The 19,285-nt window shown below is 63.4% G+C and carries 15 protein-coding genes and 1 pseudogene; 5 read left to right on the forward strand and 11 right to left on the reverse strand.

All coding sequences use genetic code 11. From position 1 onward, the window contains the following. The first annotated feature begins 559 nt into the window (after window positions 1–559). On the forward strand, window positions 560–2,041 hold the full coding sequence (locus WDW90_RS26985) for a lipopolysaccharide biosynthesis protein (protein WP_336490599.1): 1,482 nt from the start codon (window positions 560–562) through the stop codon (window positions 2,039–2,041). Between the two features lie 711 nt (window positions 2,042–2,752). Here the strand turns inward: WDW90_RS26985 and WDW90_RS26990 are convergent. The 3 genes from WDW90_RS26990 to WDW90_RS27000 form a co-directional block, all read right to left on the reverse strand. After that, window positions 2,753–3,013 carry a DUF6894 family protein gene (locus WDW90_RS26990; protein WP_336490600.1) on the reverse strand — a complete coding sequence of 87 codons (261 nt, stop codon included), beginning with the start codon at window positions 3,011–3,013 and terminating at the stop codon, window positions 2,753–2,755. Window positions 3,014–3,914: 901 nt separating this feature from the next. After that, a complete protein-coding gene (locus WDW90_RS26995) occupies window positions 3,915–4,211 on the reverse strand; it encodes a hypothetical protein (RefSeq protein WP_336490601.1) in 297 nt (98 codons plus the stop codon). Window positions 4,212–4,474: 263 nt separating this feature from the next. Continuing rightward, the gene (locus WDW90_RS27000) at window positions 4,475–4,771 is read right to left on the reverse strand and encodes a hypothetical protein (RefSeq protein ID WP_336490602.1); all 297 of its coding nucleotides are present in this window, start codon (window positions 4,769–4,771) and stop codon (window positions 4,475–4,477) included. A gap of 312 nt (window positions 4,772–5,083) precedes the next feature. On the opposite strand from WDW90_RS27000, the gene WDW90_RS27005 reads away from it, so the two are divergent. Continuing rightward, window positions 5,084–5,467: a hypothetical protein gene (locus WDW90_RS27005; RefSeq protein ID WP_336490603.1), complete on the forward strand. Its 384-nt coding sequence runs from the start codon at window positions 5,084–5,086 to the stop codon at window positions 5,465–5,467. Window positions 5,468–6,070: 603 nt separating this feature from the next. Here WDW90_RS27005 and WDW90_RS27010 read toward each other — a convergent pair. The 5 genes from WDW90_RS27010 to WDW90_RS27030 form a co-directional block, all read right to left on the reverse strand. After that, window positions 6,071–6,877, reverse strand: coding sequence for an anti-sigma factor family protein (locus tag WDW90_RS27010; RefSeq protein WP_336490604.1), 807 nt, complete (start codon window positions 6,875–6,877; stop codon window positions 6,071–6,073). After that, entirely contained in the window at window positions 6,874–7,380 is a 507-nt protein-coding gene (locus WDW90_RS27015) for an RNA polymerase sigma factor (protein ID WP_336490612.1), read from the reverse strand. Before WDW90_RS27015 ends, WDW90_RS27010 begins: the two co-directional genes overlap by 4 nt. A 223-nt stretch (window positions 7,381–7,603) precedes the next feature. Beyond that, window positions 7,604–9,799 (reverse strand): peptidase domain-containing ABC transporter, encoded by a 2,196-nt coding sequence (locus WDW90_RS27020; protein ID WP_336490605.1) that lies wholly within the window; start codon window positions 9,797–9,799, stop codon window positions 7,604–7,606. Continuing rightward, the gene (locus tag WDW90_RS27025; RefSeq protein WP_336490606.1) at window positions 9,787–11,118 is read right to left on the reverse strand and encodes an HlyD family secretion protein; all 1,332 of its coding nucleotides are present in this window, start codon (window positions 11,116–11,118) and stop codon (window positions 9,787–9,789) included. The genes WDW90_RS27020 and WDW90_RS27025 overlap by 13 nt, the downstream gene beginning before the upstream one ends. Window positions 11,119–11,126: 8 nt before the next feature. Further along, window positions 11,127–12,086, reverse strand: a complete 960-nt coding sequence (locus WDW90_RS27030; protein WP_336490607.1) for a ParB N-terminal domain-containing protein — start codon at window positions 12,084–12,086, stop codon at window positions 11,127–11,129. A 1,061-nt stretch (window positions 12,087–13,147) separates the two neighbouring features. Between WDW90_RS27030 and WDW90_RS27035 the strand changes: the two genes are divergently transcribed. Beyond that, window positions 13,148–13,759 carry a hypothetical protein gene (locus WDW90_RS27035; RefSeq protein ID WP_336490608.1) on the forward strand — a complete coding sequence of 204 codons (612 nt, stop codon included), beginning with the start codon at window positions 13,148–13,150 and terminating at the stop codon, window positions 13,757–13,759. A gap of 369 nt (window positions 13,760–14,128) precedes the next feature. Next, window positions 14,129–14,323, forward strand: coding sequence for a hypothetical protein (locus WDW90_RS27040; protein ID WP_336490609.1), 195 nt, complete (start codon window positions 14,129–14,131; stop codon window positions 14,321–14,323). 1,158 nt (window positions 14,324–15,481) lie between these two features. On the opposite strand, the gene WDW90_RS27045 is transcribed toward WDW90_RS27040, so the two are convergent. Then, window positions 15,482–16,513 (reverse strand): lipid II:glycine glycyltransferase FemX, encoded by a 1,032-nt coding sequence (locus WDW90_RS27045; RefSeq protein WP_336490613.1) that lies wholly within the window; start codon window positions 16,511–16,513, stop codon window positions 15,482–15,484. A 553-nt stretch (window positions 16,514–17,066) separates the two neighbouring features. Here WDW90_RS27045 and WDW90_RS27050 point away from each other — a divergent pair. Beyond that, window positions 17,067–17,384, forward strand: a pseudogene (locus WDW90_RS27050) (transposase); the annotation flags it as partial. A gap of 85 nt (window positions 17,385–17,469) precedes the next feature. On the opposite strand, the gene WDW90_RS27055 reads toward WDW90_RS27050, so the two are convergent. Together WDW90_RS27055 and WDW90_RS27060 are read right to left on the reverse strand one after the other, a co-directional pair. Next, entirely contained in the window at window positions 17,470–18,039 is a 570-nt protein-coding gene (locus tag WDW90_RS27055) for a thermonuclease family protein (protein ID WP_336490610.1), read from the reverse strand. A gap of 40 nt (window positions 18,040–18,079) precedes the next feature. Beyond that, on the reverse strand, window positions 18,080–19,285 hold a 1,206-nt coding region (locus WDW90_RS27060), incomplete at its 5' end, for a DNA polymerase (protein ID WP_336490611.1).

Genomic DNA, 19,285 nt, shown 5'->3' on the forward strand with positions numbered 1-19,285 from the left:
CTGCCGTGAGAAACACGGCAAGGGCTGGGACACGGCGCATCTTGGCCTCCGAGAGGAGCCATGCGCAGGCTTGATCGCAGAACCCGGCGCGTCAATGGGGCGGCGAGCGCCCGCATCGTTCTAAGCCGGAAGACATTCCTGTTCGTTGGGGTATCCCTAGTGGAAGGGGATGCCCGTTGGAGCATTCAGATTTCCACCAAGGATGCGGCACCTCGCGCAGCCTGATAGTCGAGCCGAGTCGAGCGTTAGATAATGCTTAGCTTCACACCGCCCGCCGCAAATTTTGTAAATGTTTGTTTCAGATATACTCTCGGCTCTACTTAAGAAATACCTCGAAAGGGGAGGCGGCGCACGAGTGTAGATGGTGCCATACCCTTCACCGGACCGGTGGAGGGAGGACCTCATGCTTCCCAGTGCATCCGATGCGGCGCCGCTGAAAAGCTTCCTCGTCTCTCTCATCCGAGAGAGCCGGGGATCGCGCGCCCCGCCTGAAGAAGACCTGCGACATGCGCCCTCGTCGAACCGTCCACCGATCACTTCTATCCGGGAGGGCTGACCCGTGCAGGACCAAGCCCGGAAGGCGCATTTCTGGATGGTCCTCGACATGTTCGGCGGGCAGGTGATCCCCTTCGCGATCTTCCTCGTGATCGCGCGGATCATCGGGCCGCAGGCCTACGGGACCTTCGCGCTAGCCATGGCCTTCGTCGGCTTGATGAGCGTGGTCATCTATCAGGGCATCGCGGACGCGCTGATCCAGGTGCCAGAACTCGACGAGCGGCACGTATCCACCGCTTTCTGGATGAATCTCGCGCTGGCGAGCCTGATCTTCCTGCTGGTCCAGGCCCTCGCGGGCTGGGTCGCTGAGCTCTACCACGCACCCGAGATGGAACCGGTCCTGCGCTGGATTGCCCTGCTGGCACCGTTGCAGGCCCTGATCAGCGTGCAGATCATCCTGTTCCGGCGCAACCTCGATACCTCGGTGCTGGCACGGCGAACCTTCGTGGGCCGTAGCGTCGGCGGCGGCGTCGGAGTCGCGCTGGCCTTCGCCGGCGCCGGGATTTCGTCGCTCGTCGCGCTGCAGCTCGTGCAGGCGGCGGTCTCGGTCTTGGTGCTGTGGCGCGCCGACCGCTGGCGCCCCCGACCTGTCTTTGACCTCAAGGAGGCGCGGGCCTTCGCGCGGTTCGGCAGACACTTCATGGGCGCGACCGTCATCACCTCGCTCGGCACCTCCGCCGACAGCCTGCTGGTCGGCCTGTTCCTCGATCCCGTGATGGTGGGCTATTACGCGCTCGCGGCCCGGCTGATCGAGATGGCGCGCGTCCTCGTGCTGCTGCCGATGCGCATGCTGATCATGCCGGTGCTGAGCCGGCTCTCGGACCCGAAACGCTTCGCCGCCGACTACAATGAGATGGCCCGCTCGGTCCTCGCCGTCTGGATGCCGCTGCTGCTCGCGCTCGGCACGAGCGCCGATGTCCTGCCAGTGCTTTTCGGGGCGAAGTGGGAGGGATCCGTCGTCTTGCTTGAGGCGATGAGCTTGGCGGCCTTCACGTTGCCGCTCTGGGCGCTTGCAGGAGACGCACTCTCGGCTACGGACCGGCCGGAGCTGTATCTCCAGCTCGCCGCGACACAGGTCGCGATCCTAGCTGCCGGCATCACGGCCGGCGCGCAGTTCGGCCTGACTGGTGTCGGTCTCGGCTGGTCGGCAGCATCGGCCTGCATGGTGCCCATAGCCTTTCTCGCGCTGAGGAAGGTTTGCCCCATGCCCTGGGGACCGCAGCTCGCCTCTGCGCTGCGCGTCGCTGCGGCGGGCCTCGGCTTCCTGGCGGGCTTCCTCGCGGCGTTCCATCTCCTCGCTGTCCTCGGCTGGCCAAGCTGGACGCGCTCGCTCATCGCGACCGGCCTCGGACTGGTCTTCTACACGGCCCTGGTCGAGTTTATCTTCCTGCCGGGCCACGTCACCAGGGGCCTGCGCAGCCTGCGAGCCGTGCTCGTCTCGCGAGGCGTCCCTTCAAACGCTGCCCCGTCCAGGACGGCAGCCTGAAGTGGCCGCCGTGCGGCTGCATGCGCCTGGCGCATGGCTTAGCTTGTCCGTTGGAACATATCTCAGCGGACAGCGCCAGCATCACGCGAAACCCTGTCCGTTAGGCTTGCTTCGCCTCAACGGACGCCCCTTCAGCGAGACGAGGCCTGAGCGGACGGACTTGGCGCCCCTCAGCCATCTGTGTCAGGAGAACCCTAATAGGCAATCGATTGTCCGGACAACGCTGGCGACCGGACAGCCCCCACACGTTCCGTCAAGGACCGCTTCCGGTCGCTCTGAGGCATTTACCTACGCCGCGCAGGACGTCCGCTTACCCACTTGACGTAAGACGGACCATTACAGAAGCATTTCAGATCAGACTTGCAACGCAAATGAAGCTGAGCGGTTCCGCTGGTTGGGCGTGGGTGGCCTCGCGCACGGATCATGCGAACTTGTGTCGTCAATGGGGGCGTGACACCATGGTTGATTTGCCCGAGGACACTCCCTTTCCGAGGCAGACTACGTAACTAATTTAGGTTAGTGAGTACGATCAATACAATTGCTCAGCGAATTGCATACGCTACTTTCGGCCTACACATACGTTTTTCGGGTCGTCCAGCTTCGGAGGCAACGGCGATGTTGAACGTCGGCCCATCCCAGCTCCGCGACGTTCTGCTCTCCACTGAGCTAGTCACTGCGCCGCGGCATGCGCCCGCTGAGGTGGAGCTGCGCTCAGTCCGCGCCCATGTCCGAGGGATCCTGCGGAAGATCCCGTCGCGGAAATTGGATCGAGCGCAGCAAGACTCCTGACGCACTCCGGATTTCGAGATGCCAGTCGCCGGCATCCTCCGGTAGCTCGCCCTGCGTGCGCAACTCCTCAAGGGCTGCCATCGCTTCAGCCTGCGCTTCCTCAACGTCCTCCGCCTCGGCCCCGATTGCGTCCTCGATCGCCTCTTCGGAGCTGACCAGCCTGAAATGGAAGCGCTGCGGCATGCCCCGCCCCCCGTCCTGAGATCTACAGGCCGAATGGCAGGGCACGAGAGGACGACCCTGCCTGCTTTTGCATGAAGCGAGCGTGTAGGCGCCGCTGTAAACGCCTCTTTCGATAGCTCGCGGCTCGGCCGCTTGGCGCAAAAGGATTAGCGGCTCACCTGCCCCGGGCACCGCCCGAAGCAGCCGCCGTGGCTGGGCCGAGCGGCCCCATAACTCTCCTTACGCGAAAGCAGGCGCGCATTGTGTGAATTCTGCAGCCCGGCGCATGGCAAGAGCCGGGATCCGTGCCGGCTTCGTGGTGCGGTTCAAACAATTGCCGGCGCCTTCCGCGAAGCGCAGCATCGTCGTGCCCCCTGGAGAGTGCGATCATGGAGGGCAAGCGCCGGGATTGCGCTATGGCTGTTCTTGGTACGTCACACACGCGATTAGATGCTGGAGTACAGGCGGCGCTCGCCTTCGTGTTTTCCGTCATCGCCGCAGACAGTGCCGTATTCGTGTACGGGCTATTCTGGCCATAGAGTTGAGGCACACGGCACCTGATCGGAGCACAACCAGCGGAGCACAAGTAGGCCATCGCTGGCCTGGATCCCAGCGACTCGCGGGGATGGCCGGCGCGACGGGCTATCCCCGTCCTCTCCCGCTCGTTCCCGCGTCTCCTCTCAACGGATTGCCGGTCCCGACCACGGGGCGCAGCATCACCGTGCGCCCCACACGCGAACCCGGGGTGCCAGGCGCCGGCTGCACTCGTTCCACCTCCAGGGCGGTGGTGTTGCGGTCGGTGACTCCTCGCTCGCCAAGCCGGAGGCTGCATGAGCGACATCGCCCCCTACGCCTTTATCATCCTCGCGCTGACCGTTCTCATCGCCTTTGCAGTGCTCGGCTGATGCGCGCGACACATCACTCAGGGTGTCAGCGTGTCAAACCCTTCCGGTAGCCGCTGATAGGCCGGTGCTGCGAGTTGGTAGAGTTCAGCCAGCGGGAGCGCCTTGAGCGGGGCCCACAAGGCCCCCTCGATCATGCTCGAGGGCACATCCAAATCCTGGCTGTTTTTCCACCCATTGCCCTCGCGCCGGAGCACGCTCAAGACCGGCGCCGAGCCGTCATCGATCCGCACGGCCTTGAGCACGAAGAACCACGAGCCATCGCGCGGCGCGCTCCTGGCGTCGAGCCACTCGCTGGAAGCCAAATGCTTATCCATCCCTTCGGCCTCCCGACAGGTGTCTGGCCTGACTTCCGGCCTCAACTGCGATCCGTGCCGCTCCGGATTCGTCGGTGAGGCTCGGCAGGGGCTGGCTTCGCTCCCTCGACAGCCTTTTGTGCCTGTTCTGCTGGCTGTTGACGAGCCCTTCCAATCCCTTGAGGTGGGTGTGCTTTCATCGGGCAGACGGATGTCGGTCAACACGAGGTTGGCCGTGGCGGGCTGCATCAGGAGCGGGTCCGCTGCCGCGTAAACTCCCGCTGCTAGCGCGCTGAAGCTCCATCCTTCAGCTTGCTGAGGACGGTCTCCAGAACGGCCGGCTCGTCTTCTACGCCGAGGGCCGTCGGGCACTTGTTCGTCGAGTTGTCGTGCGGCAGCCCCTCTGCCTCGGCCTGGAGGCGGGACGCCTCAGCGAGAAGCGTCGCTGCTTGCTGCCGCAGGGCTTGGGCCACATTCCGCTGCCCCTGGCCGTCGAAGTGAACCGCTGCGGCATTCAGCTCGAAGGCGATAGTCTCATTGACCAGCGCCGCGGCCCGAAGATCGGCAGCAAGTCGCGTCATGGCGGCCCCTCCATCCCAGAAGGCGAGCAGGCATTAGTTGAGTTTATGCAGCTCTAAGGCCAAGCTAATATCATCGTGCAAGTGGTCGCGCTTTAAATGAATTCAGCTCAAGATCCTTGCGCCGCCTTGGCCGCGCATGCCCGGTTTGATGATGAATTTGATAGAATACACCAAGATCACTCTTGTGGCGACCTCGGCCGTAAGGTTTGTACGGCAACATAGAATCTGTACTGTATTGAACATTTACTTTGCGTCGCCGAGGCCCACATCTCAGGGAGGGCTCACTAACATCTTATCTTCTCAGGTGCTCACTTGATAGCAGCCGCTCTCTATGTCACGGAAGCAAACGGCTGGCTGACCTACTACAACGAAGCCGCAGCCGCTCTGTGGGACCGCCGTCCCGTGCTGGGCCAGGATCGGTGGTGCGGGTCCTGGCGCATCTACCAGACCGACGGCACGCCCGTTCCACACGATCAGTGCGGTATGGCGGTTGCGCTCAGAGAGGGGCGCGCGGTCGGGGACGTGCAGGCGGTTATGGAGCGGCCGGACGGCACCATGGTGCCGGTCGTGGCGTATCCAGCGCCTCTGCGCGATCCATTGGGGACGATCATCGGCGGATCCAATGTGATCCTGGAAATCAGCCCCTCACCGGGGTCGGAGCAGCGCTCACGGATCGATCCGCAAAGAGGACACTGACCGCCTGACCAAGCGCGGCTCTCCGCAAGCTGAAAGCCGACATTAGCGCGCATTCCGGGATGAACGACGAGGCGCTCCGCCCCTCATCGAACGGTGCGGCCGGACGGCCGAGATGCTGCGGCTCCTGCCTCAGGTGCCAGTCGCGATGATCAGCCCGGGCCGCTTGAGCTTGGCATCGATGGCGTTCAGGCGCGCATTGTGGCCGCCTCATCCGGCTAGTCGCTGCATCGCGGGACCGCGCGACCGATTCGGGCCGCACTCCGATGTCGGTGGGGTCGAGATGATCGTCGTTCATCGCGAACAATTCCTGCCAATGGTGCGCCGGGGGACCTGAGCCGGCCTCTTCGCCATGATCATGGCCGATGGGACACGATGCCCCGACATGCGACCCGTCCTGTGTGGCACGGTCGCCCGCCATCTATTTGGCTGGCGGGCGTACGGCATGGCGGCGCGGAACCTGGATCGGCCGGAGGCCAGCCGGGCAGGCGGCGACGATGACGGGGGCGAAAGGATCGAGGCGCATTTCTCTTTTTTGGCGCGAACCGCGCCGATTGGGTTGACCGGAACAGGAGATGGTGTCGCGGCCAGGAGACGGCGGCACCGTCAACCAGGCTTCGCCGGCAGCTTCTCAAACTGCCGGAAGACTTGCTCGGCGACCGCCTGCAGGCGTGGGCGATCAAGTGTGCCGACAACGGCATAGCCGGATCCGTCATCGACCCAGTAGAAGGTCTGGACGTCCCCATGGCGCATGAAGGTGAGGTCACCCTCGCCAAACTCGCCGGTGCGCACGTAGACGGTCAGGCGGGAGCCCTTGTCGTCCTCGAACATGAACTGCGCCGCGATGTTCTGACCTGCCGGCAGGACGCGGCCGCCGACGAGGTGGAAGCCGAGCGAGGAGAGGTCTGGGATGGGCACGCTGTGGCCGAGCCGTTTGGCAACCCACTGCGCGAGGTGCGCCTGGTCGTTGGCCTTGACCTCGACCGGGTGAACGACTTCGACCGCGAAGGTGCGGTGGGCGTCGATGGCGTCGCGCGCCATGGCGGCCCAGCGCAGGCTGAGGACAAGCGGGAGGTCGGGACCGAGCAGGTCGTTGGCGATCCAGCCCGCCACCCCGCCAAGTCCGGTCCACAGGCAGGCCACCGCCGCAGCGCGCATCCAGCTCTTCCGGGCGCGCCGTTGCGCGGCGGCGATGCTGTCCATGCGCAGCCGCGCCGGGATCGGCTCCTCTGCCTTGCATCGCAGGCGCGCCCGCAGGGCGTCCTGCGTCGCCCGGCAGGCCGAGACGTGCCGGGCGAGCTCCGGGCGGTCGGCCAACATTGCCTGCACGACTTCTTGTCTCTCGGCATCGAGCCGGTCGTCAATCATCGCCTGCAGATCGTCCTCGCCGAGCGGGCGGTCGCGCGGCGTCATTTCACCCTCCTGAGGCGCGGCGCCTGTCCCGTGTCGAGATACGCTTGCAGCCGCTCGCGGCCGCGGCTCAGGCGCGACATCAGGGTGCCGACCGGGATCCCGAGAACCTGCGCCGCCTGCGCGTAGGATAGCCCTTCCACCCCGACGAGCAGGAGGGCACTCCGCTGCTCGATAGACAGGCGGTCCAGCCCTGCGAGCAGGTCGCCCATGTTGATCTGCTCCTCCGCGGCCGTGGCGCCGGGAACGGCGAGCGCCTCGTCCAAGCTGACATGCAGGCCACGCCGGGCCCAGCGACGCTTGAGGCTAACGAACAGGTTGTGCTCGATGGTGAACAGCCAACCCCGCACGTCGCCCTCCTGGCGTCGCAGCTGCCAACGCCGGACAGCATGTTCGAGTGTGTCCTGCACGAGGTCGTCCGCAGCGTCAGGATCGTGCAGCATTGCCCAGGCGTAGCGCCGCAACGCCGGGATGTGGGGCTCGATCAGGGCGGCGAGGTCGTCCATGAGGCCGAAACGCGTGTCCAAGATGAGCTTCCGCGTCATAGACGCCAAGGGCTCAACTCTATTCCAAGAACCGGCTTATCGCTCAGAGCTCGTCCGAAGACGTACGTGCAGGGTTGGTGTTGCAGGAGGTTGACAGGCGGGATCGACATCGGCCGATAGTGTGAAGTCGACACTACTACTGAGCAGAACCCTTTACATTCCGCTTGTCGTTCCTGCTGCATCGTCAGGTAGAGAGGTCCAGGGCTCGCAGCGTGAGCGGCCTTGCCGGAGGCAAATGCAGCTCGGTCACGTCGTCGACCTCGTCCGCGCGTAGGGAGGAGACCTTGCCGTTGCACAAAGTGATGACCCGGCCCGACGCGCGGATGGTCTCCGGCCGGTGCGCGATCACGATGCGTGTCACGCGGGCGTCCGCCAAGGCCGCGTTGACGGCCCGCTCGCGATCGACATCGAGATGGCTCGTCGCCTCGTCCAGCAGGAGCACGCCGGGCCGGCGGTACAGGGCCCGGGCAATCAGCACCCGCTGCTTCTGACCGCCGGAGAGCACTGTTCCCATGTCGCCGATCAAGGTGCTGTAGCCCATCGGCATCTGGATGATGTCGGCGTGCACCGCCGCCAGATCCGCGCATTCAACGACCCGCGGCAGATCGGGCTGCTCGGCAAAGAAGCTGATGTTGTCTGCGATCGAGCCCGCGAACAGCTGGTCGTCCTGCATCACGACGCCGAGCATGGCGCGGTAGTTCTGAAGACCGACCCGGCTCATCGGCTCGCCGTTGACCAGGATCTCGCCGTGGATCGGGGCCACGAGGCCGGAGAGGACCTTAAGAAGCGTCGTCTTGCCACCACCGGAGGGGCCCACGATGGCGACCGACTCGCCGGCCTCGATCCGCAGGCTCACGTTGTCGAGGATCCACGGTTCGTGCTCACCGTAGCGAAAGCTGAGATGGCGAAGCTCGATGCTCTGCGGCGGATACCCGTCCGACCGCAGGCGAGCCACGCTGCGCGGCTCCGGCTCCGTCAGGGCGATGTCGGCCAGGCGCTCGGCATGAATGCGGAGCATCTTCAGGTCGACGAGCTTGTTGATGAGCTCGGCGATGCGCTCGATGAACTGGTCCTTGTACAGGAGGAACGCAAGCAACAGGCCGACCGACATCGTGTTGGCCATGATGTGGCGCGCGCCGAGCCAGATGATGATGATCTTCAGGAAGCCGAACAGCAGCCCGTTCGCCGTCTTGAACAGGAACCGGAGCCGCTCGGTCACGAGCTGACGGTTGGTCGCGGAGACGAGCAGGTTCAGCCAGTGCGCGCGCCGCTCCTCCTGCCCGTTGAACAGCTTGATCGTGCGGATGCCGCGCAGGGTTTCGAGGAAGTGGCTGTCGCGCCGGGCCAACCAGACGATCGCCTCGGCGGACGCTTCGCGCAGCGGCGTGTAGGAGGCCCAGCGCAGACCCGCGTAGAGGAGCGCGCCCACGACCGTTACGGCCGCGAGGTCGGGCGCGAACAGAACCATGATCAGCAGCGTGATGCCGGCCATGATCCCGTCGATGATGCTCTCGACGAGTTCCGTCGTGACGACCTGGAGGATGGTCTCCTGCGAGGCGAAGCGGGACTGCACGTCACCGAGATGCCGGCTCTCGAAGAAGGTGGCGGGCAGGTTGATCAAGTGGCTGAACAGGTTGGCCCGCGACTGGATCTTCAGCGTGGCACTTAACCCGATCAGCATCCAGCTCCGCATGGCGGTGACGGCCGTCTGGATCAGCAGCAGGAGCGAGAAGCCGAGGGCGAGCGTCAGGAGCAGGTCGTGGTCGGCGGCGATGAGAGCATGGTCCACGACCCATTGCAGGAAGAGCGGGCTCGCAATCGCGAAGACCTCGATGGCCAGCGCCAGAACGATCTGGTTGCTCAGCGCCCTCTTCACGCCGACTGTGCGACCGAGCAGCCGCAGGGCACGGATGCGCGGCGGGGCCGTTGCCGGTACGAAGCGGTCGGTCGGGTAAAGCTCCAGCGCCACGCCGGTGAAATGGCGCGACAGCTGCGCCTTGCTGATCCGCCGGATGCCGCTGGAGGGGTCGTGCACGACGGCGCCGCCGCGCGCGACCTTCTGCAGGACGACGAAGTGGTTCAAGTCCCAGTGCAGGATGCAGGGCAGCCGCAGCTGCCCGAGTTCCGCGATCTCCAGGCGCAGCGGCCGGGTGGCGAAGCCGAGCTCGTCCGCGATCCGCATCAGCTCGTTCAGCGTCGCGCCCTTGAGCGACATGCCGTAGCGGCGGCGCAGATCGGCGAGCCCGGTCTGGTAGCCGAAGTAGCTCGCGACCATGGCGAGGCTCGCCAACCCGCATTCGGCGGCTTCCGTCTGCAGCAGCATCGGGACGCGGCGGCCCCAGCCGAAGTTCAGGCCTTCCAGTGCGGCTACGCGTGCCATGATCCGCTCAGGGTGTAGAGAGGTTCGAGCACCCACTCGATGAGGCGGCGGTTCTCGATCAGCACGTCCGCCTCCAGCTGCATGCCGGGCTGGAGCGGCACGGCCTGCCCGTAGGCGACGGCGGTCTGACGATCGAGATCGACCGTGATGCGGTAGACGGGCTCGTTGGCGCCAAACAGCGCCGTCAACCCGGTCAGGGGCTGGTTGAGCTCCGCCGGGTTCAGGGCGGAGCGGGAGACGCTCGCCACGACGCCGTCGTAGAAGCCGAACTTCTGGTAGGGGAAGGCTTGGTAGCGCAGGAGCACCCGCTGCCCGGCGCGCAGGAAGCCGATGCCGCGGCTCGGGCTGAACAGCTGCGCCTGCAGCCTGGACCGCGACGGCACGATGCCGAAGAGGGGGATTGCGGTGCTGGCGTTGCCGCCGGTCTCGGCCTGGAGGCCCGTGACCGTGCCGTCCTGCGGCGCTGTGATCACGATCTCCCGACGCGCCTCTGCCTCCAGCAGGTCCTGCTCCAGGGCCGCAACGTTGCGCTCGATCTCGTTCTCCTGCGTCTGCCGGCGCAGCGGTACGGCCCGCAAGGTCGCCCGGGCCTCCGCCTGCTCCCGCTCCAGTGTAGCGAGGCTGCGCTCCAGGGCCTGGAGTTTGGCGGCCTCGTCGAGCCGATCCTTCTCGGCATCCTCCATCCGCGGCGCGGTGACGATGTCGCGCTTGCGCAATTCGCGAAGGCGGGCCGCGGTCCTGTCGGCCATCTCGATCTTGATCTTCTGCAGGCCGAGTTCGAGTTCCAGATGCTTCTGCTCACTGGCGAGGATCTCAAGCTTCTTGCGAGCATTGTCGAGCTGATCCTCGAACACGCGCCGTTGGATGCTCTTCTCCTGCACCATGCTGTCGCGACGGCGCTTCAGCTGCCTGACGATCTCCTGCCGCGTAGCTCCGGCCGTGCTGCTCAGCATCTCGGTCGAGATGACCAAGATTGGGCTGCCCTTCTGCACCACCATGCCTTCCCGGACGAAGACCTCCTTGATCACGCCGGCCTGCGGGGAGAAGCTCCGAAGGACCCCCTGCTCCGGCACCAGCCAGCCATTGATGCGCGCCTTGCGCGTGTAGGAGCCGAACACGAGCAGCAGCAGGATGGCCATCGTCGCGGCCGAGGCGAAGAGCGCAAACATCCAGTGGGTGAGGCGCGGCTCCAGGAGCACGGTGCCGAGCCATTGCGCCTGCCCCTCGGCCAGCACCTCTGCCCGGAAGAGCGACTCCCGCTGGATGGGTAATTGCTCCTGGCCGGCCGCGAGGTCGCAGGCCGCTGCCTCCCGGTTCATGGGTCGACCTATGCTTCGTTGCAGCTCCTGACGGAATAGTCCTTCACCTCAAAGCTCAGCTCGATGACCTGCGAGGTCCTGCGCACCTGAAGAACCTTGCGGAGCCGGGGCTCAAAGAAGTCTTTCAGTAGGGGTGGGCGCGCCGCACGGAAGTAGAAGCTCGGCGAGGCCATGACCTTGCTCGACGCGAGCAGGCCGAGCTCCTCGCCGCGGGTGGCGGTCTGGACGATGCAGGGCGCGTAGCGGATGCCCATGGCGCGCAGCGCGTAGGCGCGGTGATGACCGTTGTGTAGGAGCAGGCGCGTGTCGGATTGGACAACGCTGAGGAAATTCGACCCGAAGCCCACGACGAGCGCGATAGCTCCGCTGACAGAGCCAAAGGCAACGTGCTCAGCGAGGTCCTGCGGCTTCAACAGGAGACATTCGTGGAAGCGGAGGTCCGATGAGGCCGAGGTGAACAGGTACCGGCGCGGGCCGGCCTTCTGAACCTCGACGGGCGCCTCGAAGTCGCCCAAGGGCTGGCAGAAGCGGAACAGCGCTTCCGCGCTCAGAAGATCATCGGCCCGAGCCACAAGCCGCTCGGCATGGTCGAGGTCGATATGGGACTGTGCCACCACCAGACGGTCGAGCTCGACCATGGCGAAGCGAGTTGGCAGCTTGTCGAAGGCGCGACGGTAGCGAGGGTCGGCCCGCACCTCCTCGACCAAGTCGGCATAATCCGCGTCGAGGTCTCTGACCTCGACGGCATCGGCCACCCCGGCCTCGTTGAGTTCGAGATGATGGTAGTAGTCGTTCGCCGCGCGCCATTCATCGACGAGCTCCGAGCGTGAGACTGCGGGGGCACCGACCGTGTGATCCTCGACGTACCCGAGGAAGTCCTGCAGGCCGGGCTGTCCGAGCAGCCAAGCCTCCCTGACGCCTGCACCCTGCCCGCGGCAGGTCACGGGCCATTGTTGCCGAGCATCCATCCCGTCCTCCCAAGGCCTGCCGCCGGGCCGGCGCGGCGGTCACGTCCGTCGCGTTGGCCGCGCACCGGCGGCTTGCCGCCGGTGCGCTTGGCGCTTACGAGTACTTCTTGTGGCTGCGGGACTTCGACTTCCGGTGCGAGCGGCTCGCGTGCCAGGTCCCACTCTTACCTTGCTCTTGCTGCCGTGCTTCTTGGGGCAGGAGGCCCAGAATGAGGAACCTGCGCCATAGGCATGCTCATTTTTTGTTTGGTCAGTTCGCTTCTTTCGTCAGTTTGCGCATTTTATCTCTCCCTTGCTGGCGAGCCGCAGCTTATCCGCTTCGGCCTGAGTTATTTATCAGTCCGGTTGAGTATATTGAGAGGATAAGACTCTCAATTTTATTTTATACACAGTCGATATTAAGGTGCAATCTTGAAAATATCTATCATCAATACTGTGCGGGATTAGACAAATTCCGCGAGGGCCTTGCGGGTCCTTCGTGCGATGATGCTCGGATCGGGCCGATAGAAACTAGCGCGAATACATCGCTGCGCCGATTGTACCGGCGCGCTTCGTGTCGAGCTGCAATGCCATGCATACGAGATCAGGGTCGCTGTTTTAGGTCCGGCCCCGCCTGCTCACGTCCTACGCAGCCAGTCGAGCAGGGGAACTTCTAGAGAAGGCGCCCAACAGCACAGATGTGCGCATGGCATTCCTCCTATTTATACTGCGGCATTGCCGCGGGATAGCCCTTTCGGATTAACCCGACAGGAACTTTTAGGGCATTCGCCGATAGGCGGCGCTTGCCGGCTAACTGTTCGTGTTCAGATCCCAGATTCAATCAGCAGTAGCATTAACAAATGCCGGCGATGTTCACGTTTTCCTCAAATCGCGCCGTGTTCCAGGCGCATACTTCGAATGTGCCGGGCTGCGATGGAGAATTGAGCTCCGCAGCGCACGCACGCGCAGGATACTGGCGGCTTGCCCACAGTTGGACAGCCGGCTCGTGGGCCGCGTTCAGGCGCGGGCCGGGCACATGCGCGCTGCTCCTCAGGCGCACCGCCCTTCGATGTGTTGGCAACATGGACGCTGCGCAGGCCCGATTATTCCCGGCGCCCTCAAAAAAATTCCCGCGAAACCCCTTTTGTCATGCGCCGAACCAAAAAACCCGACATAGCACCAGAGTTCTGACTCAGCTTGATTGGCGGATCTTGGCCGGAACCTGCTGCAAACCGTACCTCCGACCCTCGACGATTGACACCGCTGATCGAGAGGAGGATGCGAGACGCTTCAACGCCCAGATCGAGCATCTGACGCAGCGCGGCGATCTGGCGGAGCGCGCCCTGAAGGTTTCCGAGCGGCTTTCGGCCGAGCGGCAGAGGCTCTTTGGGACCGAGCGCGAACGCAATGAGGCGCTCTCGCGTGCGCTGAAGGCAGCGCTTCAGGAGGCGGAAGCCCAGCGGGCGCGCGCCGACCAGGCCGCTGCGGAGAATTCCCGTTATCGAAACGCGGTTGCGGGCGAGCAAGAGAATGCAGGGTCTCTCGCCGACACGCTGGCGAAGGTTCGCGCCGAGATCGATGCTCTGAAAGGCGGACTGACCCGCGATGCGATCCAGAGCAACCTGGAGGCCGGACCGCGTGCGCGGGTCGCCAACGTTCCGCTAGCTGAACGCTCGTTGGCGCCCGGCGATTAAAATGACGGTCGGGCCGAGCCGCCGCCAAGCACGGCAGCGGCCGAGAAACTTGCGGGACCGGCCGGCGAGGACTCCGGCTCTCCTGCCGACAATACCGGAAGACCAATACCCGTCCCCTGATCAGGCTGGGCGGCGACCTGCGCTCGCGGCGGAGCCTGCGGAGCCACCAAGGCGAGTCCCCTCAGCGCCGCGACCGCGAGCCCAGAGGCCGCCCAGACAGACATGGAGGGCAGGCACGGCGCGGCGCCACCAGATGACGGCCGTCGCCAGGCATCGCAAGACAGGGGCCGGAGCGCGAGCGCCGACAGCACAATTCTGCGCCGGGCCACGGAGCTTCTCAGTCAAGGCGACATCGCCGGAGCGCGCCGCTTGCTGGAATATGGTGTGGGTGCCGGCAGCACGGCGGCCGCGTACGCGCTGGCGCAAACCTACGATCCGGCTGCCCTATTGGTATGGCGCGCCGTCGGAGTGCAGGGCGACACAGCCAGGGCGAAGGAACTCTATCGACGCGCGGCGGCTGGCGGCTTCGGGCAGGCAGGGGAACGCCTTCGTCGGCTGGATTGAGCGGGGTGCATCACTGCATCCTTCATGGCGCGACCGCCGCCGCCGACACCCCTCCAAAAGACATTAGGAGAGAGGCGTGCGGCCGGTGCCTGCCGCCCCAGATGCGTGAACGGGTGCGCCAGCCAGCCTGAGACGAAGAGTTTGTAGGGCGTTTCGGAACGGCGAGCTTACCGGCCTGTGGCATTGCTCAGGGCCTGACCTCCCGGCTGCAAGCGCCCATGGCCCATGCTCGAGCTAAAAAATAGGCCCGCTGTGGGCGGGCCAGTTTCAGCAAGGGAGAGAAAGAAAGAAGCGTGTACGTCAGCCGACGAAGTCCGTCACTGAAGCAGGTCAGCAGTAGCTGTGCTTGCCCTTCGACTTGGAGTGTCCCTTAGACTTCGAGGCGTGCTTGGAGTGCCCCTTAGACTTCGAGCCATCCTTGTGACCCTTACTGGGTGCGGAGTAGCTGCTGCCAGCGCCGTAGACGTGCTTCAGTTCTTCAGTCGTCAGATCACGCATGGTACATCTCCCTTTCTCAAGGTCGCCGGGCAGGGACCCGACGATCGAGAGAATATCTTTGCAACTAGCCAAGTAAAATTGGATTTGTTAAGCAATTTTAGCACAGAAGAACTGTACAAATTCTGACCAAGATCTCCTGCCCAATTTATACTAAATTGGTAGTACGAAGTGTGTATTTTCTGGCGGCATCTTTGAACCCGCTCGCGAGCGAGGCCGCGCGAGGCGCGGAATGTCGACGCCGCTGCAGAATGTGCGCGCACCCAGCTTCCACTCCGAGGGATAGCGGGCAGAAGCATGCACGTCACAAAGGCCGCAAGGCTGATGGCACTGCAAGATCCGGCGGCTTCGCTCTGCCCACAACCGATACCGGCAGGCAATGCCGCTCATGATGAGGTGAGTGGTACCATTCGGCGGGCTCTCCTTAATTACACATCGCTCCGTCGTAAGCCGTGCCCTGAGTGCCGGAGCCCGCAGGGCATCAAGCTCGGTCTCGGATAGAAGATGGTCGTGCCGCAGCCTCTAGATCGGAGAATTGGACATTCTTGTCTCCCAAAACACTGGGCTATAGCACAAGAATCGGGCTCGTGACGCAATTGATGGATAGGTTCGTTCTACGAGCAGACGCATCCTGCCACTTCTGACGGCGTCAATGCATCTAAGCTATATCTCTTCGAGATTCTTCCACTCTTGATAGCCCACAGGATTGTAGATTAATTCCAGCGTCGGCGTAAGGCGGAGTTCCCTTCCTCCAAATTTTCGCTTGAATGCACTAATGTCTGACCACCCATCGCTCGGTTCATCCTGCGGCGTGACCCCAAATAGGTCGTAGCAATGACAGCCACGACTCTTTGCGTTACGCATGATTGCAAAGTGAAGAAGGTATGGCGCCATTACATTGCGATGAACGGCGCGCGAGCCGCCATGGTAGTAAGTAGCAGTGCGACCAAAATACGTAACAAGCGCAGTCGCTAGCCTTTCACCTCGATATTCTGCAAAGAAAATTGATCCACGTTCGGGAGCTGAAAGCAGCGGGATTAATTTTTGGAAATAGCGTCGGCTGAGGGCGGTGCGATGTTTTCTCGAAAATGTCTCCTCATAGAGTTCAAGAAAGCTCTCAATGCCCTGCGCCGAAGTATCCTCGACGACCGACACGCCATGCCTATGAGCCACGCCTATGTTGTACCTTCCTTTTGGCTTCATTTGCCGAAGCATATCATCCTCTGACTGGGTCAGATCGATGCATTGCGTATCTCTTGGTGACCCGTAATAATGCTCCGATTCGCGAAATCCCTTCACAAAGCTGGGCACGCCCTGCCAGCGCGGATTGATGCACAAGTGACTGACCGACTGCGGTTCGCTCTGCCGCTTTTGGTCGACGAACTGCAGCACCGCATTGAATATCTGCTCTCGTTCGCTTTCCGAGTCCCCGTCGGAAAAAACTGGGCCGTCCGGTATGTAATAATAGCACCATTTGGGGGAGAACTGGCGTTTTAGAACCATCGCGCCGCCAACTATATTTGCACCGTCCTTAAAGACGGTTCCAAAATGCTCCCACCCTGAAGCAGATTTGAAGGCCGTATACCAGCTTGATTGCCGAAATCCGGTAGTTGTTTTTGATTCGAGGAACTCGTCCCAGGCATTCCATGCCCGGATCTGCCTAATATCTTGTCTTCCGTACGCCCCGGTTTGCATTGCCACAACCCTCCTGTGCGCAAGTCGACATTTTGAAACTGAAATATCTCCGGCCACCTCTGCCAAATTTAAGCTGCCAACGGTAGATCGAGAAGGCCTAAATGCGTCAGAGCATGAGACTAACATGACACGCCTACCCCAAACAACGCTTGGCAAATTTGACTTTTATAGAAGTCTGATTGAGTATTCCGTCAATGCTGCCCTGGCCGCACCCAGTAAGTGAGAAAGGATATCACCACGCATAAGCTATCGCCGCAAAAGTTGAAGAACGTCTGTTATGTTGACGACTGTTACCAGGGGCACCGCAGAGTGGTACAGGCGGTACAGGTGGTACTGCAGAGCGGATGCAAGCGAGCCCAGGTGGTACCGGGAGTGTGACAATGTGGTACCGGTAGGCTGCCGGCGAGAGACCGGTACCTCCTTGTAATCGGTCAGTACCACCCTCTGTCAGGATTCCCCCTTCGAGTACCGCCTGTACCACCTGGTAGATAGCCACGGGTCTGTCAGGAATTTCGTGTGGGGACGGCCATAGTGGACCCGAAGGAGGTTCCCGATGGCCCGACGCAAAGCCCCCCGCATCCCTGACGCGATCCTAGACCAGCTTCTGGCCGGCGCCGATCCCAAGACGGCGTTCGAGTCCGACGGCTTGCTGGACGCGCTGAAGAAGGCCCTGGCCGAGCGGGCGCTCAACGCCGAGATGGACCACCATCTGGCGGGCGAGGACGCCGGCAACAGCCGCAACGGCTATGGCCGCAAGACCGTGACCACTGAGACCGGCCGGATCGAGCTGGCGATCCCGCGTGATCGGCAGGCGACGTTCGACCCGCAGCGGATCGCCCGCTATCAGCGCCGCTTTCCGGGCTTCGACGACAGTCCTGGGGAGAGGGTACGAAGCGACAAGTTCAGATTTCCTTGGGGCACTCCGAGCTTCGGCACTTCAGCCGGCTCCCCGATGCTCACCTGCGAGGCGCCCGCCATCCTGCAGCCTTCGCTTCGTCCTCGGTGCAGAACATCCGCTCGCCAGAAGCCTCATCGACTACGGTGCGCTCGTAATCGCGCGTGCCCGGCCGATGGTAGATGTGATCGCCCTTGCGGTTGATGTTGCCCTTGATCCGGCAGTCAGCTCGCTCTGAGGAGCTTGCCGCCGGACCCGCCTGCTCGGGCGTGGTCCCAACCTGCTCACCGCCTGCTCGTCTCGCGCGGCGCCATTCTGATGGTTCTTGGAACGTACTGGCCCAAATGCCGCGCTTCAGGGAATTCGCTGTGGCTTCGGCCTCAACGTAGTCGGTGGAGTAGCGCCGGTACGAGATGGCGTATCCCTGTGCCACCATCCAGGCATTCAGATCCTCGCCGCCCTTCCGGCAAACCGCGACCGTTCGGCCGTAGCGATCTGTGTCTCGTGGTTCGCACGAGACGATGCTCTGACCGATGTGATCGGCGAGCGCTAGCGCCGCCTGCTGACCGCACCGGTAGTCCTGGCTGTGCGTGCACACCGTGGTTGTCACGGCGGCCCAGAATCCGGGCACCCGCTCTCAGCCCCGGCAGATCCCGTCGTACTTGATCAACTCACCCCTTCGCCGCGGCCCAGTTCAGTCCGGCATGAGCGTCTACGAGGCTGGTTGTCGGTGCATCGGGGAGCAGCGCCGCAAATGCCGCTGCCATCTCCTGTTCCACTATCCGCTTCACCGCAGCGACCGCCTCTGCCTTGTCGTCAACCTCAACGACGAACTCGTCGTGCACCTGCAGCACTAGGTCGGCCGTGCCGCTTATATCGGTAAGGAGGCGCCGGCTGATGCGGATAGTAGCCTCTAGCGCGATCTCGGCGGCGGTGCCCTGAACGGGGAGGTTCAGGGCAAGGTTCCGGGCGTACTCACCTTTCGGCTCCCATGAGAAGCGGTAAACCCGTCCTCCGATGGTCGCGGCCGTCCGGCTTCTGCGGCTCCGATCAGCCTGCTCCCTCTGCCAGCGCGCCACTCCAGGGTAGGTGGCGAGGAACCGGTCAATGACCTGCTGAGCCTCGTCCAGGCTCATCACCACGCCATAGGCATCTCGGGCAAACTCCCGCAGGCCGCCTGGGCCCGAGCCGTAAATAACACCGAAATTCACCGCTTTGGCCTTCTGACGTGCCTCCTTGTGGGCTGGGTTGGCTGGGTCGAACGCCTCGGTTCGGATGCCGAGCATACCGGCCGCTGTCACAGCGTGAAGGTCCAGCCCGTTCCGATAGGCCTCGGTCATCACCTCGTCGCGCGCGATCGCGGCCATCACCCGCAGTTCGAGCTGGGAATAGTCGGCGACCACGAGCACCTTTCCTGGAGCTGCCACGAACAGCGACCGCATCGCCTCGGATTTCGGGATGTTTTGCAGGTTCGGATTGGAACTGGAGAACCGGCCGCTCTTCGCTGCGGCAATCCCGAAATTGCCATGCAGACGGCCGGTGTGCGGGCTGATCCGCGCGAGGAGCTTGTCACCGAAATTCGACCGCAGCTGCGCCAACAATGAGTGACGGACCAGCAGCTCGGCACCGGGCAGGATGCCGATCAGCCTCTTAAGGTGCTTGGCCTTCGTCGACAGAGCACCGGATTCCGTTCGGGGCCATGTGGCAAGCCGCTTGGGCCCTGTCTCAGCGTCGAGGCGCTCCAACCCTGCCTTCAGCCATACCGCTACCTGCGGACCACTACGGCCTGTTCGGCCTTGAACGTGTTCCGTGTGCGGGCGTTTTGCTCCTCCTGACTGGGAGGAGTGATGCTGGACGACGCAGAATGGAGAAAGCTG

Origin of the sequence: Methylobacterium nigriterrae (assembly GCF_037106235.1) — a bacterium.
In the GTDB taxonomy this organism is placed as follows: domain Bacteria; phylum Pseudomonadota; class Alphaproteobacteria; order Rhizobiales; family Beijerinckiaceae; genus Methylobacterium; species Methylobacterium nigriterrae.

Excerpts from the sequence above, each read along its gene's own strand:
- WDW90_RS27045 (WP_336490613.1), bottom strand. The coding sequence starts at position 16,513 with ATGCAAACCGGGGCGTACGGAAGACAAGATATTAGGCAGATCCGGGCA.
- WDW90_RS27015 (WP_336490612.1), bottom strand. The coding sequence starts at position 7,380 with ATGGACGACCTCGCCGCCCTGATCGAGCCCCACATCCCGGCGTTGCGG.
- WDW90_RS27035 (WP_336490608.1), top strand. The coding sequence starts at position 13,148 with ATGGACGCTGCGCAGGCCCGATTATTCCCGGCGCCCTCAAAAAAATTC.
- WDW90_RS26995 (WP_336490601.1), bottom strand. The coding sequence starts at position 4,211 with ATGGATAAGCATTTGGCTTCCAGCGAGTGGCTCGACGCCAGGAGCGCG.
- WDW90_RS27025 (WP_336490606.1), bottom strand. The coding sequence starts at position 11,118 with ATGAACCGGGAGGCAGCGGCCTGCGACCTCGCGGCCGGCCAGGAGCAA.
- WDW90_RS27030 (WP_336490607.1), bottom strand. The coding sequence starts at position 12,086 with ATGGATGCTCGGCAACAATGGCCCGTGACCTGCCGCGGGCAGGGTGCA.
- WDW90_RS27010 (WP_336490604.1), bottom strand. The coding sequence starts at position 6,877 with ATGACGCCGCGCGACCGCCCGCTCGGCGAGGACGATCTGCAGGCGATG.
- WDW90_RS27020 (WP_336490605.1), bottom strand. The coding sequence starts at position 9,799 with ATGGCACGCGTAGCCGCACTGGAAGGCCTGAACTTCGGCTGGGGCCGC.
- WDW90_RS26990 (WP_336490600.1), bottom strand. The coding sequence starts at position 3,013 with ATGCCGCAGCGCTTCCATTTCAGGCTGGTCAGCTCCGAAGAGGCGATC.
- WDW90_RS27000 (WP_336490602.1), bottom strand. The coding sequence starts at position 4,771 with ATGACGCGACTTGCTGCCGATCTTCGGGCCGCGGCGCTGGTCAATGAG.